This is a genomic window from Mesorhizobium sp. M0998 (assembly GCF_040318885.1).
Lineage (GTDB): Bacteria > Pseudomonadota > Alphaproteobacteria > Rhizobiales > Rhizobiaceae > Mesorhizobium.
Genome location: NZ_JAMYND010000010.1, coordinates 91278 through 108397, shown reverse-complemented (window position 1 = coordinate 108397; position 17120 = coordinate 91278). Strand labels below are relative to the sequence as shown.

The following is a 17120-nucleotide window of genomic DNA, read 5'->3' as shown; positions in this document are numbered from 1 at the left end:
GTAATGCAACGCTCGCTCGTAACCGCACAAGCCACATGACAGACGCTCAACCACCTCTGGAACCATCACGCCAGCCGATCCTCGATCGGCTGGCCTTCGAGAAGGTCACGGCCGCGCATCGCCGCGAGCTCAAGCTGCATTGTTATCGCATGATGGGTTCGCTGCACGAGGCCGACGACCTCGTCCAGGACACGTTGCTTCGCGCCTGGCGCGCAAGATCGGAGTTCGACGGGCGAGGTTCGGTTCGCGGTTGGCTCTACATGATCGCGACCAACGCTTGCCTCAACGCCATCAAGGCGAGGTCGAGGGCGCGTCGCATTCTCCGGGAACCCGGACGGCCGCCCTCGCACGGGGCGGCCATAGGCGGGCCGGTAGCCGACATCGCCTGGCTGGAGCCCTACCCCGACGCCGAGCTTCCAGACATTGCCGGCAGCGAGCCAGGTCCAGAAGCCCGTTACGAGAGCCGCGAGGCCGTCCAGCTCGCCTTCGTCGCCGCGATCCAGGATCTGCCGCCCAGGCAGCGCGCCGCGCTGCTGCTTGCCGACGTCCTCGGATGGTCGGCTGTCGAGGCGGCGCGTTTGCTGGGCGGATCGGCGGCTTCGATCAACAGCGCGTTGCAGCGCGCCCGCGCAACGCTGGCGGCGCGCTATCCTCAGGGACGGCCTGCCAGCCGATCACGGCCCAGCCCCGAAGAAGGCCTGCTGCTCGAACGCTACATGCAGGCTTGGCAGGCCGCCAATCTCGACAGCTTGATCGAGCTGCTGCGTGAGGACGCCATCTATACCATGCCGCCTTGGCGTGAATGGTATCAAGGCCGCGAAGCGATCCGCGGTTTCTTCGAGACCGTCTGGCCGAGGTTTGGCGGCTTTCGCACGCTGGCCACCCGTGCCAATGCCCAGCCGGCGGTCGGGGTTTATTCCCGCAGCCACGACGGCCCTGAATGGCGGGCCCATTCCCTGCATGTGTTCGACGCAGCCGAGGGCGGGATCGCTTCCTTGACGATCTTCATAGGGCCGCTCGGGCCATCTCTGTTCCCGGCCTTCGGCCTGCCACCAGCTTAGCTTACCCCTGGGCCAGCCTTATCGGTCGAGTTCCGGGAAATATGGGTCCGAGAAAAACCTTCGGTCGCGCTCGCCTTGCAGGCAGTCGATCGGTGCGTCGATGCGGATCGTCCTCGGATCCACCTTGGGATACTCGATGCCGCTGACCTCGAGGATCAGTTTGCGGCGAGTGGCGGTGGCGAATTCGGAAGCAGCATAGATCGGCAGCACGAACGAGCCCGGCCCGCCGGTGACGCATTCGGCATAGTACCGGTCGAGATGGCTGAAGGTGGGTGACGGGCTGATCAGGATCGGCAGCCCGTTGATGACGATGCCCTTCGCCAGCGCCGCATCGCGTGCCATTGTGACCGGCAAGCCGGTGTTGTTTGGGCCGTCCCCCGAGACGTCGATGACGCGGCGTTTGCCGGTGAAGGCCGTGCCGTTGAAAAGCTCGGCACCGAAAGCCACAGCACCGGAAATCGAGGTGCCGCGAAAGCTCCTGAACGGGCGGGCCGCGATCTTGTCGGCGAAAGCGTTGGCGCTCTCCTTGCTGTCGACGACCTGCCAGGCAATGACCGCATCGTCGCGGATGGTGCCGGCCCATTCGAAATAGGCGATGGCGATGCGGCCGAAGGTGCCGGCACGCACGGCGTTGATGAAGTCGGGGTGGCGCAGCGCCGCGACATAGCCGGCGCGCTGCAGGGCAAACTCCCTTTCATCCATCGACTGCGAGATGTCGACGGCCAGCACCAGCTCGACATCGACGGCAATTGCATTGGCCGGTGCGGCCGCAGGTGCCGCCGGGGTGCAGGCAAGGCAGGCGAGCAGGGCGAGAGCGTCAAGCATGGCCGATCGGAACGTTCCCATCTGAAACGATCGCGACAGTTTTTCGCTGCGATCGCGGCGAAATAAAGCTTGCCTTCTATTTCTTTCGGCCAGCCGAAACGACAACCGGGGGCGGTTCGATGGCACCTGCCCTGATACGGGCCGGCTTGAGTGGCGGTTGGCCGGCATCCTTGACGATGGTCAACGCCCGCCGGAAGAAGCGGGCATTGTGCTGGCCGCGGCCGATATTGAGGATCGCGGCGTCGGGAAGGCGCTTCTCCAGCATCGACAGCACTTGCCTCAGCGTTGGGCCGTCGAACGCGTCCAGCGCCTCGTCGATGATCACCCATTTCGGCCGTCGCAAGGCCAGCCTGGCAAAGGCCAGCAGGCGCTGCTCGTCGTCGCTGAGCTCACGCTCCCAGCGCGCCGAGCGATCGAGCGAGGACGACAGGCGTTGCAGCCCGACATCGGCCAGCACCTCCGAGATCTCGGCATCGCTCGCCTCCGCCGCGCCGTCTGAATGGTTGAGCACCTCGCGCAGCTTGCCGAGCGGGAAATAGGGGGTACGCGGAACAAAGATCGGCGCTTCTCCGGCCGGCATGCCGATCCGTCCGCTGCCCCATGGCCACAGACCGGCAATGGCCCGGAAGAACAGCGTCTTGCCGGCGCCCGGATCTCCGGTGATCATGACCCGGTCGCCGGCGCGGATTTCGACATGCGGCTCGGCAAGCTTGGTGCATCCCTCCGGCGAGGCGACCTCGAGTTTCTCGAAGCTCAGGCTGCCGTCCGGGTTTTCGCCGAACGAAATGCGCCTTTCCGTATGGTGCAGCGCGTCGGTGTCGGCAAGCGCGATGCGAAAGTCGGCGACCCGCATCAGCGTAGCGCGCCAATCGGCGATGCCGCCGATATTGTTGATGAACCAGCGCAGCGACGAATGGACCTGGTTGAAAGCGCCGACTGCCATCATCAGGCCGCCAAAGCTGATATCGCCGGCGAAATAGACCGGTGAGGCGACCAGGATCGGCGCGACGACAGTGATCCAGCCATAGGTGTCGGTAACCCAGGAAAGATTGATCTGGGCGCTGTAGATGCGCCGCATGGCGCCCAGCACCATGCCGAGATCGAATTCGAGCCGGCGCCTGGCATCGGCCTCGCCGTGCGCCAGCGCGATGGCATCGACATTCTCGTTGACGCGAACCACCGAGGAGCGCAGCTCCGCTTCACGCGTATAGCGATCGTTGTTGAAGCGGATCAACGGTCGCCCGACCAGCCAGCTCAACCAGGAGGCGGTGCCAGCATAAAGGATCGCCGCCCAGACCATGTAGCCGGGTATGGCCAGCAAATGGCCGCCTATGTGGAAGACGAAGCCGGAAGACAGCGACCACAGGACCCCAACGAACGAGGCAAGCAGGATGCAGGACTGCAGCAGGCCGATGCCAAGACCGGTGGAAAGATCGGAGAGATGCCCGGCATCCTGCTGCAGGCGCTGGTCGGGATTGACGCCGATGGCGCCGGCATGGGTCAGCCGGAAGGCACGCGCCGGCCGCATCCATTCGTCGATCAGGTCGAGCGTCAGCGCCTCGCGCAGCTTCAGGCGGAGCATCTGGTCGAGCCAGGTCTGGCCGACATTGAGCACCACAAGCCCGCCGGCGATGCCGGCAAAGACCAGAAGCTGATGCAGGAAAGCCGGCATGTCGCGCCGCGCAAGCGCGTCGTAGAAAGGCTGGTTCCAGCGATTGAGCAGAACCTGCCCGATCGAGCTCGCCACGATGACGGCGACGATGCCGATCGCTGCCCAAAGCAATTGTTTTCGCACTGGCGAGCTGGTCAGTGCCAATTTGATTGTTGCCAGCTGCTCACGCAGGCTGCTGGCCTCGATCGACGTGGCAAGCTTCTGGGCGCTGGCCTCGACATCCGGACGATCAGCCATGAGTGGATCCTTGCATTCGGAAGCGATGCTGAAACCCGGTCATAGAATCGACCGCGTATGCCTTCAATCGGGTAGCCAACCCATCCGCGACAGACAATGCATGTCGCGCAAAAGTGTGCAGCGGTTTTGCGATAACGACATGCATGAAACAACAACCTAAAGCGCGTCGTACGAGGCCGGTCTAATGCGACGCGCTTTTGGTGAGAAAAAGCCTGCGTCGGATCACGAACGCGTCATCCTGGCGGCGTCGGACGTCCGGCCCGCGACAGCCCGGCCAAGCGTCGGCGCGCCATGCGGCGAGAGAACCGGCACGAAGACGCGGCGGGACGCGCGCTGGGCAACCGGCACGCCTTGATAGAGCCGCTTCTGCGCCTCGACGACGATAACGCCAGAAAAGATCGGCCAGAAGCGCCGGCCGGCGCGTTCCAGCACATTATGGAACTGCATCATGAAACGTCGCGGCGACGGCGGGAAGAACAGCGCATCGGACCACGCCGCCGGCGTGAAATTCGCTTCGCGCAGCAATTCGGTCAGCTGGCCGCGCGAGAACGGCCGGCCATTGCCGAAAGGCGTATGCTCGAAGCGTGCCCAGACGCCGCGCCGGTTGGGCACGACGATGACGACACGGCCGGCCGGCGACAGCACCCGCCAGATCTCGTTCAGCGTCTCGCGCGGGTTCTCGACATGTTCGAGCGAATGGACGAGCAGCATGCGGTCGATGCAGGAATCAACCAGCGGCAGTTCCTCGTCGAAGACCAGGGCGGTCGCCGTCGGCCCGGTCGCCGGCCAGACCACCGCGCCCTGGGTTGCCGGCATGAAGGCAAAGACGCGCTCGGCATCGCTGCCGAAGCGCTCCAGCCACGGCAAGGTGTAGCCGAGGCCGACCAGCCGCTCGTTGGGCACGACGGCCCATATCGAGGACAGCGCCATAGTGATCGAGCGTTCGGCCAGGCGGCCGAGCGTGGTCGAATAAAACGAACGGAGATCGACAATGTCTGAATGCATGCGCGGAACGGTAGCTTCGAAGCAGTCCAAGTTCAACAAAGGCAGATGACATCGGCTGGCAGGCGCCCTATGTCTGCGGCAATAATGGGAGAGATGCGATGCCGGTCGAGATCGAACAATTCATGTGCCGCAGCGACAATTTCGGCGTGCTGGTGCACGACCCGAAAAGCGGCCAGACGGCGCTCATCGATGCGCCCGAGGAGGCGCCCATCCTGGCGGCGATCAAGCGCACCGGCTGGACCCCGACGATGATCCTGACCACTCACCACCATCTCGACCATGTCGAGGCCAATCTGGCGCTGAAGGAGCGTTTCAAGCTGCGCATTGTCGGGCCGGAAGCCGAAAAGGCGAAGATTCCCGGCATCGACGAAACTGTCGAGCAAGGCTCGGTCGTCCATCTCGGCGACGAGCGGATCGAGGTCATCGCCACGCCCGGCCATACCGCCGGCCATGTCACCTATCATCTGCCGGCGTCGAAAGTAGCATTCGCCGCCGACACGCTGTTTGCGCTCGGCTGTGGGCGGCTGCTCGAATGCAAGCCGCCGGTGATGTACGAATCCCTGAAGAAGCTCGCGGCGCTGCCGGCCGAGACGGTCGTCTATTGCGGCCATGAGTATACGCTGGCCAATGCCCGTTTCGCGCTCACCGTCGACCCGACCAATTCGGCGCTGAAAGAGCGTGCCGCCAAGGTCGAGGCGCTGCGCGCCGACGGCAAGCCGACGCTGCCGACGACGATCGGCGAGGAACTGTCGACCAATCCGTTCCTGCGCTGGCACGATCCGGCGATCCGCAGGCATCTCGGCCTGGAGAAGGCCTCCGACGCCGAAGTGTTCGCCGAGATCCGCAAGCGCAAGGACAATTTCTGAGCGGCGCCAGGAGCTAGGGTCATGACCAGTTCCGCCGAAATCATCGCCCTGCTCGGCCTGACGCCGCATCCGGAAGGCGGCTGGTATGCCGAGACCTTTCGCGACGGCGCGGCAGGCACGCGCGGCCATTCGACGGCGATCTATTTCCTCCTCGAGAAGGACCAATTGTCGGCCTGGCACCGGGTCAAGGACGCGGCCGAGGTCTGGCATTTCTATGACGGTGCACCGCTGGCGCTGTCGATACACCGAGAAGGCGGTCCCGTCATCGAGGAGATCCTCGGTACGGCGCTTGCCGCGGGCGAGCGGCCGCAGATCGTCGTGCCGGCAGGCTGGTGGCAGTCGGCACGCAGCCTCGGCGAATGGACCCTGGTCGGCTGCACCGTGGCGCCGGGTTTCGATTTCTCCGCCTTCGAACTCGCCGAACCAGGCTGGCTGCCGGGAACGCCCTAGGCACCTAGCCCAGCAGCAAACCCAGCGTGATCGCCAGCTGGCCGGCATAATACAGCGCCCAGACCCCATGGCGCACCCAAATGCGGTGCGCCGAGATGGCGGGCAGCAGGAACTTTTCCGCGGCGTGCAGCCCGTCGGACAGCATGAGCAGGATGACGCCGCCGACGACCCAGACGCTGTTCAGGGTGAGCGCCGCAATGCCCATGCCAAGCTGCGCCGCGGCATGGATGCCAATCGGCAAACGCAAGGCCGGGCCGATGCGGCGCCAGAGCGCGAAAATCATCGCCAGCGCCAACACGGCCATCGCCAGGGCAATAATTCCTCGCCACGGTTCGGCCGAGAGCAGCCCGAGGCCGCTGCCGGCGCGCAGGAACAGCACGACGTAAAGCACATGCGCGGCAAGAAAACTGGCCGTGCCGCCAAGAAATGCCTTCTCGCCGTCGCGCGACAGGAAGGCGTCGCCGACGGCGCTGAGCGCCAGCGCGGCGACGAGCAGCCATGGGCCGCCCTGCTGCGCGACCAGCACCGCCAGCATCGCCACCGCCAATGTCCTTGCCGCCGACCGCGAAAGGCGCGGCGGCATGCCGAGGCTGAACGCGTAAATCACCGCCGCCGCCAGCGAAAACAGCAGCGTCGCATTGGCATTGGCATCGATGCCGCCGGAAAACGGCATCACGCGTTTGCCTCGCTCGCGGCCCTCTTGCGCAGCAACAGCGATTTCGCCGCCAGTGCCGCGCCGCCGGTGATCAGCACGCAGGCGGCGAGGATGCGCCATGACGGCTCGGCGAAGCCGGCGGTGATCAGCACCAGGGTGGACAGCAGCGGCGCGGCATAGCTCGCCGCCCCCAGCACCTGGATGTTGCCGCGCTTGACGCCGATGTCCCAGGCATAGAACGCCGCCCCCACCGGCATCAGACCGAGGCCGAGCACGGCCAGCCACTGGCCGGCGCCGTTGGGCAGCACCGTTTCTTCCAGCAACAGATGGCAGACCAGCGAAAGGGCCGCGGTGGCGGCGCAGAACCAGGTGACGATGCTGGTCGGCACCGACGGGAAGCGCCGCGACAACAGCGAATAGGACGACCACAGCACCGCGCAGACGCCGGCCATTGCATAGCCGAAGGCATAACGCGCATCGAAGGCAAGCCCGCCGCCCTTGGTGACGATCAGGACCGTGCCGGCAAGGCCGAGCAGCGCGCCGGCGACGTGGTTCCAGGCCAGCCGCTCGCCCGGCATCAGCGCCGACCCCAGCACGATCAGCAGCGGCCACAGATAGGCGATCAGGCTGGCCTCGACGGCCGGCGCATTGCGCAGCGCGGTGAAATAGAAGAAGTGGTAGCCGAACAGGCCGGCAATGCCGATCGCCCAAACCTGGCGCGGTATCTTCGCGGCGCCATCAGCTGCCGGCATGAACAGCCGGGCAACCAGCCCGACGCAAGTGCCGATCGTAAAGGTGATTGCCGAAAGCAGGAACGGCGGCACGGCGCCCGAAGCATCCGTAAGCAGCGCCAGCAGCGCCCACATGGCGACCGCGGAGAAGCCGATCAGTGTTGCGCGCGCCATACCGGTCGCCCCCTGCCCATCGTTGGCGGCGCACCGTCACGCCTATTCGTTTGCTTCGAACCGCTCCGCGCTGATCGTCAACGGGCCGATTTGCGTGCTGACCGTGGCGCGGATCGGCGCATATACGCCGCTTTGGCCGACCGGTGCAAACGTCACCATGATGCGGCTGCGTTTCTTCAGGTAGTTTAGCGCCTTGCGGTTCTTGCGGTAACCGGCCACCGGCTCGAAGCCCAGCCTGCAGGTGACCGTATCGCCCTTGTAGCCGGCCACCGAGATCGACCCTTTGGACTCGTAGGTCAGTTTCAGATCGGCACGCATTTCGCCGTCATAGAGCTTCACCGTGCGCCCGCAGACCTGGTCGAGGCTGTCGGCATGGATGACGGTGGCGGCCATCGGATCGAGGACCGATACGAGATGGCTGCCGGCCAGCGGTATCCAATTCTCGGGATTGCGCTTCTTCGGCTCAGGCACGACCTTGGTCGAGGTGACGACGCCGTTGGCAAACTGGATGTCGATCATCGATGCCTTCTTGCCGGACGTGTAGTCGGCGTGGAACGCTTGCGGCTGCAACTGCTTGCCCGAAATCTTGCCCTTCGACGAGATCGTGCCTCGCGTATCGTCGAACAAAGTGGCGAGCCCGGCGGCGGAAACGCTGCCCTCGATCGAATAGCTGTCACCCTCGTACTGGCTGGAGAATTTCGCCTTGGCCACGGAGAGGCCGAGGAACGACACCGAATATTCGCCCGTGAAGGATTGCGGCTCAGCGGCCGAAGCCGTTGTCGGCGGCGCGACGGCCATCAGCACGACCAGGGCATGGAGGAAAGAACGAGGCATGGCGGGTCCTTGATTGTCGACCGGACGGGGCGGCTCCGGTCTGGCATGTCCCTGTGCGACCGCTTATAGGCTGAATTCCGGCCTTAATGTGAAAGGCGCCGTCGGCAGGCAACGTTGGGGCTGGTCGACAGCCAAAATAAAAAACCCGCCTCGGCGGGCGGGTCGTTGGAGCCAATTAGCACCATACCGAAATTAGTAGCATAGCTGCCGGCACAAAGCAAGAACAAAATGTGGCCACCTGGAAAATCGCTACAGGTTTGCGCAGCCCCTCATCGCCCTGCCGGGCACTTCTCCCCGTATAGGGACGGGGAGAAGGTCGCCTTGCAAAGGGTTTCGCCAATTTGCGAAGTTGCAGAAGCGCCGAGCCTGCGGCCAAGCCCCTTCTCCCCGTCACTATACGGGGAGAAGGTGCCGGCAGGCGGATGAGGGGCAGCGCCGGCATCGGTCATCTTTTGATTGATTCCCTTGGCACTAACCAACCCCAAGCTTGACGCCTCGGCGAAATGCAACTATGGAACGCCAACTTTTTCCATAAGGCCGCCTGACCGAAACCGCGCGCCACCCGGCGCGGGTCGAATGTTTGGCCAGGACCGAGAACCGAAGGTTAGAACCATGTCCCGCACCTGCGAACTCACTGCCAAGGCAGTCATGTCCGGCAACAATGTGAGCCACGCCAACAACAAGACCAAGCGTCGCTTCCTGCCCAATCTCGTCAATGTGACGCTGATCTCGGAAGCGCTGAACCAGAACGTGCGCCTGCGCATTTCGGCCAACGCGCTGCGTTCGGTCGAGCATCGCGGCGGCCTCGACGCCTTCCTGGCCAAGGCCGATGCCAAGGAATTGTCGCAGCGCGCCCGCCTGTTGAAGAAGCAGATCGCCAAGAAGCTCGCCGAGCAGCCGGCCGCCTGAGTTTTTCGGCGGCAGCCGCCTTCCAGGGCGTGGTCCGAACTCCGGATCGCGTTCCGCTGGTTCCATTACCCAGGATAAAAAAATGATTTTCCTCTCGCGGTACCTGCCCTTCGTGGCGGCCATGGCGCTCGTCGTCGTGGCCTCGAACATCCTCGTGCAGTTCCCGATGCAAGGCGCAATCGGCGGGCTGTCGCTGGCCGACATCCTGACCTGGGGCGCCTTCACCTATCCGTTCTCCTTCCTGGTCACCGATCTCGCCAACCGCCGCTATGGGCCGGCGGTGGCGCGCAGGATCGTCTTTGTCGGCTTCATGACAGCGGTGATCTGCTCGATCGTCATCCCACCGCTGCTGTTTCGCCATGGCCTGATCGAATTCGAGACCGCCGCCGACCGGCTGGTGCGCATTGCCGCGGCGTCGGGTGCCGCCTTCCTCACCGCGCAGTTGCTTGACGTCACCGTGTTCAACCGGCTGCGCCGGCAGAGCTGGTGGCGCGCACCGATCGTCGGCACGCTGGTCGGCTCCGTTTTCGATACGGTGGTGTTTTTCACCGTCGCCTTCGCGGCGGCGTTCGCCTTCGCCGGGCCCAACGACGGCTTTGCGCTGGAAACCGCGCCGCTGATGGGCGTGCTGCCGGTCGAGACGATGCGCTGGGTCTCCTGGGCGCTCGGCGATCTCAGCGTCAAGCTGATCATAGCGGTGGTGGCGCTGATCCCCTACCGGCTGCTTGCCGCCCGCTGGAGCCAGCCGGCACTGGCAGCATGATCCCGAACCAAAGGTCCGCGTTAGCGAAAAGTGGGAACCGGTTTTCGGACAAGATCATGCTCAAAGACTATCGAGCATGATCCCCTGGCTTCAACTGGACTCGGCAAAAACGCCTGACGGCGGACAGGAACTCCGCCTGAAGCGGCGCGGCGGCGAATTCTCGATCATGCTTGGCGCGAACGAGCTGATGAACAGCCGGCTCAGCGGTTCCGAAGAGGCGCTGGCGAAACTGTCCTGCCAAAGGATTGCCGGCCGCCGGACCCCAAACATCCTGATCGGCGGCCTCGGCATGGGCTTTACCTTGCGCGCGGCGCTGGCCGAGCTTGCCGACAACGCCCAGGTCACCGTTGCCGAACTGGTGCCGGCGGTCGTGATTTGGGCGCGCGGCCCGATGGCCGAGCTGTTCGGCGGCTGCCTTGACGACCCGCGCGTCAGCATTCGTGAGGCCGATGTCGGTCAGCTCATCCGATCGCAAGCTTCGGCCTGGGACGCGATCCTGCTCGATATCGACAACGGCCCCGAGGGCATCGTCTACAAGGCCAACGATGCGCTCTACAGCGCAGCCGGCCTGATCAGCGCGAGAGCAGCTCTCAAGCCCGGCGGTGTGCTGGCGGTCTGGTCGCAGGGCCCTGACGCAGGTTTCACCCGAAGGCTCAAGCAGGCCGGCTTCACGGTCGAGGAGGTCAAGGTGCGGGCTCACGGCAAGCGCGGCGCCCGGCACGTCATCTGGCTCGCGAGCAAAGGGCAATAGACCCCTCGCAATCCGGGCGGCCTTGTTGGACGCCGCCCGGTACGCCGACGAGCCTCTACTTCGCTTTCTGAAGCTCGGCGGCGAGCGCCTGCAGCAGCCCGCGTGTGCCCTCCTCGCGCCCTTGCGCTGAATCGACGCCATCGAAGAACGCACCCTGTTCGGTATAGGTCAGGCGGGTGCCCTCGCCGGAAGGTGCAAGCTCGACCGTGGTGAGCGACGCCGACAGCGGCTGCGCCCCGACCGCCATCCGGTATGAAAATACGATGCGCCGGTCAGGGACGATGTCCTGGAACTGCGCATCGAGCCTGATCTCCGGGCCGCCCTGGTAGCTGAACCGCGAAACCTCGCTGCCGCCGACACGGAAATCGAAGGTGAATTCGGCGATGGTGAAGCCGTCGCCTTCGACGCGCCAACGCCGCACCGTCGCCTTGTCGGCAAAGGCGAGGAAGACGCGTTCGCGCGATTGCGGGTAGGTCCGCTCGATCGTGAAGCTTGAATGGATGACGGACTGGTCGTTCACGGGGGCAATCTGGTTCATTTCTTTTCGTCCTTTTCCTGGTCGTGGGGTGTTGCGTCCGGTTGGTCAGTCTCCGCCAGGATCTGGCCGAGACGGTCGAGCTGGCGTTCGGCCGGTGTACGGCGCGCGGCGATCCAGTCGGCGAGCGGGGCTAGCCCGCCGGGCTCGATCCGGCAGGTGCGCACGCGTCCGACCTTCTCGCTGCGGATCAGCCCGCACGCTTCCAGCGCCTGGAGATGCTGGAGTACGGCAGCGAAGGTCATGCCGAACGGCTCCGCCAACTGGCTGACGGTGGCTGGCCCGCGGCTCAGCCTTTCCAGGATTGCCCGGCGCTTCGGCTCGGCAAGAGCCCGCAGGATGCTGTCGATCTCGGAATACTTAAGCATGGACTTGAGTATTTCGCCGATGACGCAATTGTCAAGTCACGACTAAAGTATTTTTTCGGATGGTGAGAGCCGGCTGGAAAACCCGCGACGCGGGTCATTGCCAGGGGAAATTGGCTGCGCTGCAAAACGGCGCGGAAATACCAGCGATGCTGTCAGCCAGCAGGCCTGTCGCGCGTCAATCCTCGTGCAGCACAAATTCCAGGTAAAGATTGCGCTGCAGGATCGAGTGGTTGTCATCGGACATCAGCGACACGATCAGCGCGCCATCGTCGCGGGTCCAGACGTCGAGCGCTTCCATGTTGTCGATCTGGTAGCCCATGTCGGCTTCGAGCAGCACCGGCCCGTCGGCGACGGCGCCCTTCTCGACGCTTTCGCCATAGATGCGCCGCAGCCGCATCTTGACGCCGCCGGCCATCGAAAAACTGCGCTCCAGAAGCAACAGGTCGCCGTCCGGCAGGAAGGCGCCGTCGGTGATGTCGAAATCGCCATTGCGCTTGACGGTGAAGACGCCCTTGTGCGGCCCTTCGATGATCGCGGCAAAGATGTTGCCGGCCTTGTCGAGGCTCTTTTCCGACACCACGACCAGTCCGCCCGCGTGCTGCCCGTTGGGGTTGGCGCGGGTGACGGTCTCAAAGCCGCGATTGCGGCGAAGTTCCCAGGCTGGAATCAGGAAGTCCAATTGCCTGAACGGCGCCTTCATGCCGTCCGGATCGATCTTGAACTCTGCGATACGGTGATCGCCCTCGAAACCGACCGTGGCAATGCCGTCCTTCACCGCGAGGCCTTCGGCATCGACCGCCCATTTCTCGTCGATCGGCTGACCGGCCGAATCGACCATCTGCTGCATGCGAAAATTCTGGATGCCGGAAGGCCGCTTCTCGGCATCGTGGACGAGGGTGCCGAAGAACCAGAAGCCGGTGTCGGCGACGCCGATGAAATCGCTGCCGGGCTCGAGGAACCGAAGTGCCGACAGCGCGCCGAAATCGCGCGTCGACGAGGTCATTTCGAGCCCGCCGATGAATTCGAGCGGCCCGAACTGTTTGTCCGGCCGGCCGATGTGGAATTCGCTGATCGGCCGTGCCGTGATTTCGGCCGGCTCGACCGAGGCCGGGCCGGCAGCGACAGCTGGCGCCAAACTGATGCCTAACAACGCAATGGCGGCCAAAAGCTTCTGCCAAAAGCCGCCGCGGGAAAAAATCATCCGGCGCGCCGCATGCCGCCGCGCCGCGTGTCGCGCACGGTTTCCTCGGCGAACAGCGAGGCCAGCTGCTCGGTCATGGCGCCGGCCAGTTCTTCGGCATCGACGATGGTGACGGCGCGGCGATAGTAGCGGGTGACGTCGTGGCCGATGCCGATGGCCAAAAGCTCGACCGGCGAGCGCGTCTCGATGAGTTCGATGATGGCCCGCAGATGCCGCTCGAGATAATTGCCGGGGTTGACCGACAGCGTCGAATCGTCGACCGGCGCGCCGTCGGAGATCATCATCAGGATCTTGCGCTGCTCCGGCCGCGCGATCAGCCGGTTGTGCGCCCACAGCAGCGCCTCGCCGTCGATGTTTTCCTTGAGCAGGCCCTCGCGCATCATCAGGCCGAGATTGCGGCGCGCCCGCCGCCACGGATGGTCGGCGGATTTGTATATGATGTGGCGCAGATCGTTGAGCCGGCCGGGGTTCGGCGGCTTGCCTTCCTTCAGCCATTTCTCGCGCGCCTGTCCGCCCTTCCAGGCGCGGGTGGTGAAGCCGAGGATTTCGACCGAGACGCCGCAGCGTTCCAGCGTGCGCGCCAGGATGTCGGCGCAGGTCGCGGCGACGGTGATCGGCCGGCCGCGCATCGAACCCGAATTGTCGAGCACCAGCGACACCACCGTGTCGCGGAATTTGGTATCACGCTCCTGTTTGAAGGACAGCGGCTGCATCGGGTCGATGACGACGCGCGCCAGCCGTGCCGGATCGAGATAGCCTTCTTCGAGGTCGAAATCCCAGGAGCGGTTCTGCTGCGCCATCAGGCGGCGCTGCAGCCGGTTGGCCAGCCGCCCGACGACGCCGGAAAGGTTGGCGAGCTGCTTGTCGAGGAAGGCGCGCAGCCGGTCGAGCTCCTCCTCCTCGCACAGTTCCTCCGCACCTACGGTCTCGTCGAAGGCGGTCGTGAAGACCTTGTAGTCGATCTCTTTCGGCAGATTGGTGAAGGGATTGTCGTTGCGGCGCGCCTCGCCCGGCGTCTCCGCATCGGCGTCGTCATCGTCGGAGAGATCCTCGGCGGTGGCGTCGGAGGCTTCCGTCTCGGCCGATTGCTCGTCGTCCGACGATGCCTCGGTATCCTCGGATTGCGACTGCTCGGAGCCCGAATCGTCTTCGCCGCCCTCCTCGCTCTGCTCCTCGCCTTGCGGCTGGTTTTCGTCGTTGTCCTCGGAGTCTTCCGTCTCCTGGTCATCGCCGAGCTCCTCGGCCATTTCCATGGAGGCGAGCATCTCGCGCACGACGCGGGCGAACGCCTGCTGGTCATCGAGCTTTGCCGACAGCCCGTCGAGGTCGGCACTGGCTTTTTCCTCGACCCAGGGGCGCCAGAGATCGACCAGCCGTTCGCCGCTCTTCGGCACAGTGCGGCCGGTCAGCTTTTCGCGCACCATCAGCGCCAGCGCTTCCTCGATCGGCGCGTCGGCCTTGTCCTTGACGTCGACGAGGTTGGCCCTGGCGTATTTGTCCTCGAGCATCGAGCCGATATTGTCGGCGACGCCCTGCATGGCGCGGCTGCCGATCGCCTCCACCCGGGCCTGCTCTACCGCGTCATAGATGGCGCGGGCCTGTTTGCCTTCCGGGGCCAGCCTGGTGTGGATGCGCGCATCGTGGCAGGCGCGCTTCAGCGCCATGGAATCGCCGAGCCCGCGGGTGATGGCGATGTCCGCCTTCGATGCCTTCTTCGGCAGTTCCGGCAGCCGGGCGCGGCTGCCGGCCAGTGCCGGCCGATCCTTGGCGAAGCCGACCTCGAGATCCTTGTCGCCGGCGATGGCGCGCATGCAGACGGTAACCGCGCGCTTGAAGCTGTCGTTCTCAGCGCCGGTCTTGGATTTGTTTCGCGTATTGTCGCCCGGACCCGCCATCGAGACTCTGCTTAGCCCAGCACCACATTGGCAGCCGATTCCGGCAGATCTTCGCCGAAGGCGCGCTGGTAGAATTCGGCGACGAGCGAGCGTTCGAGCTCGTCGCATTTGTTGAGGAAGGTCAGCCGGAATGCCATGCCGATATTGCCGAAGATTTCGGCATTCTCGGCCCAGGTGATAACCGTGCGCGGGCTCATCACAGTCGACAGGTCGCCGTTGATGAAGGCCGAGCGCGTCATGTCGGCGACGCGGACCATCTTGTTGACGATCTCCTTGCCCTTGCCGTCACGGTAATGCTTGGCCTTGGCCAGCACGATGTTCACTTCATTGTCGTGCGGCAAATAGTTTAGCGTGGTGACGATCGACCAGCGGTCCATCTGCGCCTGGTTGATCTGCTGGGTGCCGTGGTAAAGGCCGGTGGTATCGCCGAGGCCGACCGTGTTGGCGGTCGAAAACAGCCGGAACGCCGGGTGCGGGCGGATGACCCGGCTCTGGTCGAGCAGCGTCAGCCGGCCCGACGATTCCAGCACGCGCTGGATGACGAACATCACGTCCGGGCGGCCGGCATCGTACTCGTCGAAGCACAGTGCGACATTGTGCTGATAGGCCCAGGGCAGGATGCCGTCGCGGAATTCGGTGATCTGCAGCCCGTCCTTGACGACGATGGCGTCCTTGCCGACGAGGTCGATACGGCTGACATGGCTGTCGAGGTTGACGCGCACGCAAGGCCAGTTGAGCCGGGCGGCGACCTGCTCGATATGCGTCGACTTGCCGGTCCCGTGATAGCCCGACACCATGACCCGACGGTTGTAGGCAAAGCCGGCGAGGATCGCCATGGTCGTGTTCTTGTCGAACAGGTAGTCCGGGTCGATGTCGGGGACATGCTCGCTCGTCACCGCATAGGCCGGCACCACCATCTTGGAGTCGAAGCCGAATGTCTCCTTCACCGACACCGTGGTGTCGGGCAGGTTGGCGATGTCGCGATCGACCTTGTTCATCTCTATCAACGTCTCCACAAGCGAAACGCCGCGTTTCGCCGGCAATCGATTTTGTTCGGGGGCGGTCTTAGAGCCTTTTCCAACCTTATGAAAGTTGGAAAACGACACGAACCGTAAGGTCGCTCAGCACAAACCTGCCTGCTTGAGCACGCGATACGCCTGGAGCACATCGCGGAACCGGTCTTCCGAACCTCTGTCGCCGCCATTCGCATCCGGATGGTGGCGTTTCACAAGTTCCTTATAGCGCGCCTTGATATCCTTGCCAGTTGCCTTTGTATCAAGGCCAAGCGTCTCCAGTGCCTTGGCCTCAAGCGGCTTGGCCTTGCGCTCGCGTGCTTCGCGCGGGTCCTTCGGGCCTTTGAACAGGTCGAACGGATCGCGCATGCGATTGTAGTAGCCGGCGCGACCGGAGCGCGCCTGGGCAAAGTCCGGCGAGGAGCGGGTCGATGCGCCGTTGACGCCCATTTTCCAGGTCGGCCGGTGGCCGGTCATGGCTTCCTTCTGGAAGCGGGCGATCTCGGTGTCGGGAACGCCCGAGAAATAATTGAAGCCTTTGTTGTACTCGCGCACATGGTCGAAGCAGAACTGGAAATACTCGCCTTCCTTCATCCGTCCGACCGGGGCACGGTGGGTACCGGCCTCCTTGCAGCCATCCCACTGGCAGATCGGCGAACGCGACTTCAGCTCCGCGTCCTTCTCCGGGCGGATGCGAATCTTCTCGAAATATTTTGGGTACGGCTTCATCTCACCCATTTATGGGCTGTTCGCGGATGCGAAACAAGAATTGACATTTTCGCGATGATCGCCCTAACCGCTGAATCGCGGCATAAAACCGGCGAATTGCGAATTTTGTGCGATGACATAGATGTGGTGAAGGGAAGCGGCGATGTCCATACAGGCAACGATGGAAGACAAGCTGAAAAAGGCGTTTTCGCCGGAACGGCTGGCCGTCATCAACGAAAGCCATCTCCATGCCGGCCATCATCATGTGGATTCCGGCCATCACGCCACCTTCGACGGCGCCGGCGAGACGCATTTCCGCGTCCGCATCGTCGCGCCAGCCTTTGCCGGCATGAGCCGCGTCGAACGTCACCGCGCCGTCAACGATCTGCTGGCCGAGGAATTGAAATCCGGCGTGCATGCCCTAGCGATCGAGCCGGCGGCGCCCGGCGAAAAGACCCGCTGGTAAA

The 17120-nt window shown here is 64.2% G+C and carries 19 protein-coding genes; 7 read left to right on the top strand and 12 right to left on the bottom strand.

Annotated elements, in window-relative coordinates; translation table 11 throughout:
- Positions 1-35: 35 nt before the first annotated feature.
- On the top strand, positions 36-1061 hold the full coding sequence (locus NKH59_RS12235; protein ID WP_353022074.1) for an RNA polymerase subunit sigma-70: 1026 nt from the start codon (positions 36-38) through the stop codon (positions 1059-1061).
- Between the two features lie 18 nt (positions 1062-1079).
- Here NKH59_RS12235 and NKH59_RS12230 read toward each other — a convergent pair whose 3' ends face one another.
- The 3 genes from NKH59_RS12230 to NKH59_RS12220 form a co-directional block, all read right to left on the bottom strand.
- Positions 1080-1886 carry a DUF1194 domain-containing protein gene (locus tag NKH59_RS12230; RefSeq protein ID WP_353022071.1) on the bottom strand — a complete coding sequence of 269 codons (807 nt, stop codon included), beginning with the start codon at positions 1884-1886 and terminating at the stop codon, positions 1080-1082.
- Positions 1887-1962: 76 nt separating this feature from the next.
- Entirely contained in the window at positions 1963-3795 is a 1833-nt protein-coding gene (locus NKH59_RS12225) for an ABC transporter ATP-binding protein/permease (RefSeq protein ID WP_353022069.1), read from the bottom strand.
- Positions 3796-4017: 222 nt separating this feature from the next.
- Positions 4018-4800 (bottom strand): class I SAM-dependent methyltransferase, encoded by a 783-nt coding sequence (locus tag NKH59_RS12220; RefSeq protein ID WP_353022066.1) that lies wholly within the window; start codon positions 4798-4800, stop codon positions 4018-4020.
- 98 nt (positions 4801-4898) lie between these two features.
- On the opposite strand from NKH59_RS12220, the gene gloB reads away from it, so the two are divergent.
- Together gloB and NKH59_RS12210 are read left to right on the top strand one after the other, a co-directional pair.
- The gene (gene gloB, locus NKH59_RS12215; protein ID WP_352471442.1) at positions 4899-5666 is read left to right on the top strand and encodes a hydroxyacylglutathione hydrolase; all 768 of its coding nucleotides are present in this window, start codon (positions 4899-4901) and stop codon (positions 5664-5666) included.
- A 21-nt stretch (positions 5667-5687) separates the two neighbouring features.
- Positions 5688-6116, top strand: a complete 429-nt coding sequence (locus NKH59_RS12210) for a cupin domain-containing protein (RefSeq protein ID WP_353022063.1) — start codon at positions 5688-5690, stop codon at positions 6114-6116.
- Between the two features lie 4 nt (positions 6117-6120).
- Here NKH59_RS12210 and NKH59_RS12205 read toward each other — a convergent pair whose 3' ends face one another.
- From NKH59_RS12205 to NKH59_RS12195, 3 genes are read right to left on the bottom strand one after another with little or no spacing between them, the layout of a single operon-like run.
- The gene (locus NKH59_RS12205; RefSeq protein ID WP_353022129.1) at positions 6121-6789 is read right to left on the bottom strand and encodes a lysoplasmalogenase family protein; all 669 of its coding nucleotides are present in this window, start codon (positions 6787-6789) and stop codon (positions 6121-6123) included.
- The gene (yddG, locus tag NKH59_RS12200; RefSeq protein ID WP_352831635.1) at positions 6789-7676 is read right to left on the bottom strand and encodes an aromatic amino acid exporter YddG; all 888 of its coding nucleotides are present in this window, start codon (positions 7674-7676) and stop codon (positions 6789-6791) included. Before yddG ends, NKH59_RS12205 begins: the two co-directional genes overlap by 1 nt.
- A gap of 42 nt (positions 7677-7718) precedes the next feature.
- Positions 7719-8510: a DUF3108 domain-containing protein gene (locus NKH59_RS12195; protein ID WP_353022060.1), complete on the bottom strand. Its 792-nt coding sequence runs from the start codon at positions 8508-8510 to the stop codon at positions 7719-7721.
- Between the two features lie 612 nt (positions 8511-9122).
- Here NKH59_RS12195 and rpmB point away from each other — a divergent pair.
- The 3 genes from rpmB (at position 9123) to NKH59_RS12180 (ending at position 10933) form a co-directional block, all read left to right on the top strand.
- Positions 9123-9419, top strand: a complete 297-nt coding sequence (gene rpmB / locus NKH59_RS12190; protein WP_006328411.1) for a 50S ribosomal protein L28 — start codon at positions 9123-9125, stop codon at positions 9417-9419.
- Between the two features lie 82 nt (positions 9420-9501).
- Positions 9502-10182 (top strand): queuosine precursor transporter, encoded by a 681-nt coding sequence (locus NKH59_RS12185; protein ID WP_352451206.1) that lies wholly within the window; start codon positions 9502-9504, stop codon positions 10180-10182.
- A gap of 76 nt (positions 10183-10258) precedes the next feature.
- Complete coding sequence (locus NKH59_RS12180) at positions 10259-10933, top strand: spermidine synthase (protein ID WP_353022058.1); 675 nt, start codon at positions 10259-10261, stop codon at positions 10931-10933.
- Positions 10934-10988: 55 nt separating this feature from the next.
- Here NKH59_RS12180 and NKH59_RS12175 read toward each other — a convergent pair whose 3' ends face one another.
- From NKH59_RS12175 to NKH59_RS12150, 6 genes are all read right to left on the bottom strand, one after another.
- Positions 10989-11471: an SRPBCC family protein gene (locus tag NKH59_RS12175; RefSeq protein WP_352505072.1), complete on the bottom strand. Its 483-nt coding sequence runs from the start codon at positions 11469-11471 to the stop codon at positions 10989-10991.
- Complete coding sequence (locus NKH59_RS12170; RefSeq protein ID WP_353022056.1) at positions 11468-11836, bottom strand: ArsR/SmtB family transcription factor; 369 nt, start codon at positions 11834-11836, stop codon at positions 11468-11470. The genes NKH59_RS12175 and NKH59_RS12170 overlap by 4 nt, the downstream gene beginning before the upstream one ends.
- 175 nt (positions 11837-12011) lie before the next feature.
- Complete coding sequence (locus NKH59_RS12165) at positions 12012-13037, bottom strand: esterase-like activity of phytase family protein (protein WP_353014806.1); 1026 nt, start codon at positions 13035-13037, stop codon at positions 12012-12014.
- Complete coding sequence (gene cobT / locus NKH59_RS12160) at positions 13034-14932, bottom strand: cobaltochelatase subunit CobT (RefSeq protein ID WP_353022053.1); 1899 nt, start codon at positions 14930-14932, stop codon at positions 13034-13036. Before cobT ends, NKH59_RS12165 begins: the two co-directional genes overlap by 4 nt.
- An 11-nt stretch (positions 14933-14943) precedes the next feature.
- Positions 14944-15930, bottom strand: a complete 987-nt coding sequence (cobS, locus tag NKH59_RS12155) for a cobaltochelatase subunit CobS (RefSeq protein WP_352451201.1) — start codon at positions 15928-15930, stop codon at positions 14944-14946.
- A 123-nt stretch (positions 15931-16053) separates the two neighbouring features.
- The gene (locus NKH59_RS12150; RefSeq protein ID WP_036238769.1) at positions 16054-16683 is read right to left on the bottom strand and encodes a J domain-containing protein; all 630 of its coding nucleotides are present in this window, start codon (positions 16681-16683) and stop codon (positions 16054-16056) included.
- A gap of 133 nt (positions 16684-16816) precedes the next feature.
- Between NKH59_RS12150 and NKH59_RS12145 the strand changes: the two genes are divergently transcribed.
- Positions 16817-17119 carry a BolA family protein gene (locus NKH59_RS12145; RefSeq protein WP_352770023.1) on the top strand — a complete coding sequence of 101 codons (303 nt, stop codon included), beginning with the start codon at positions 16817-16819 and terminating at the stop codon, positions 17117-17119.
- Position 17120 lies beyond the last annotated feature (1 nt).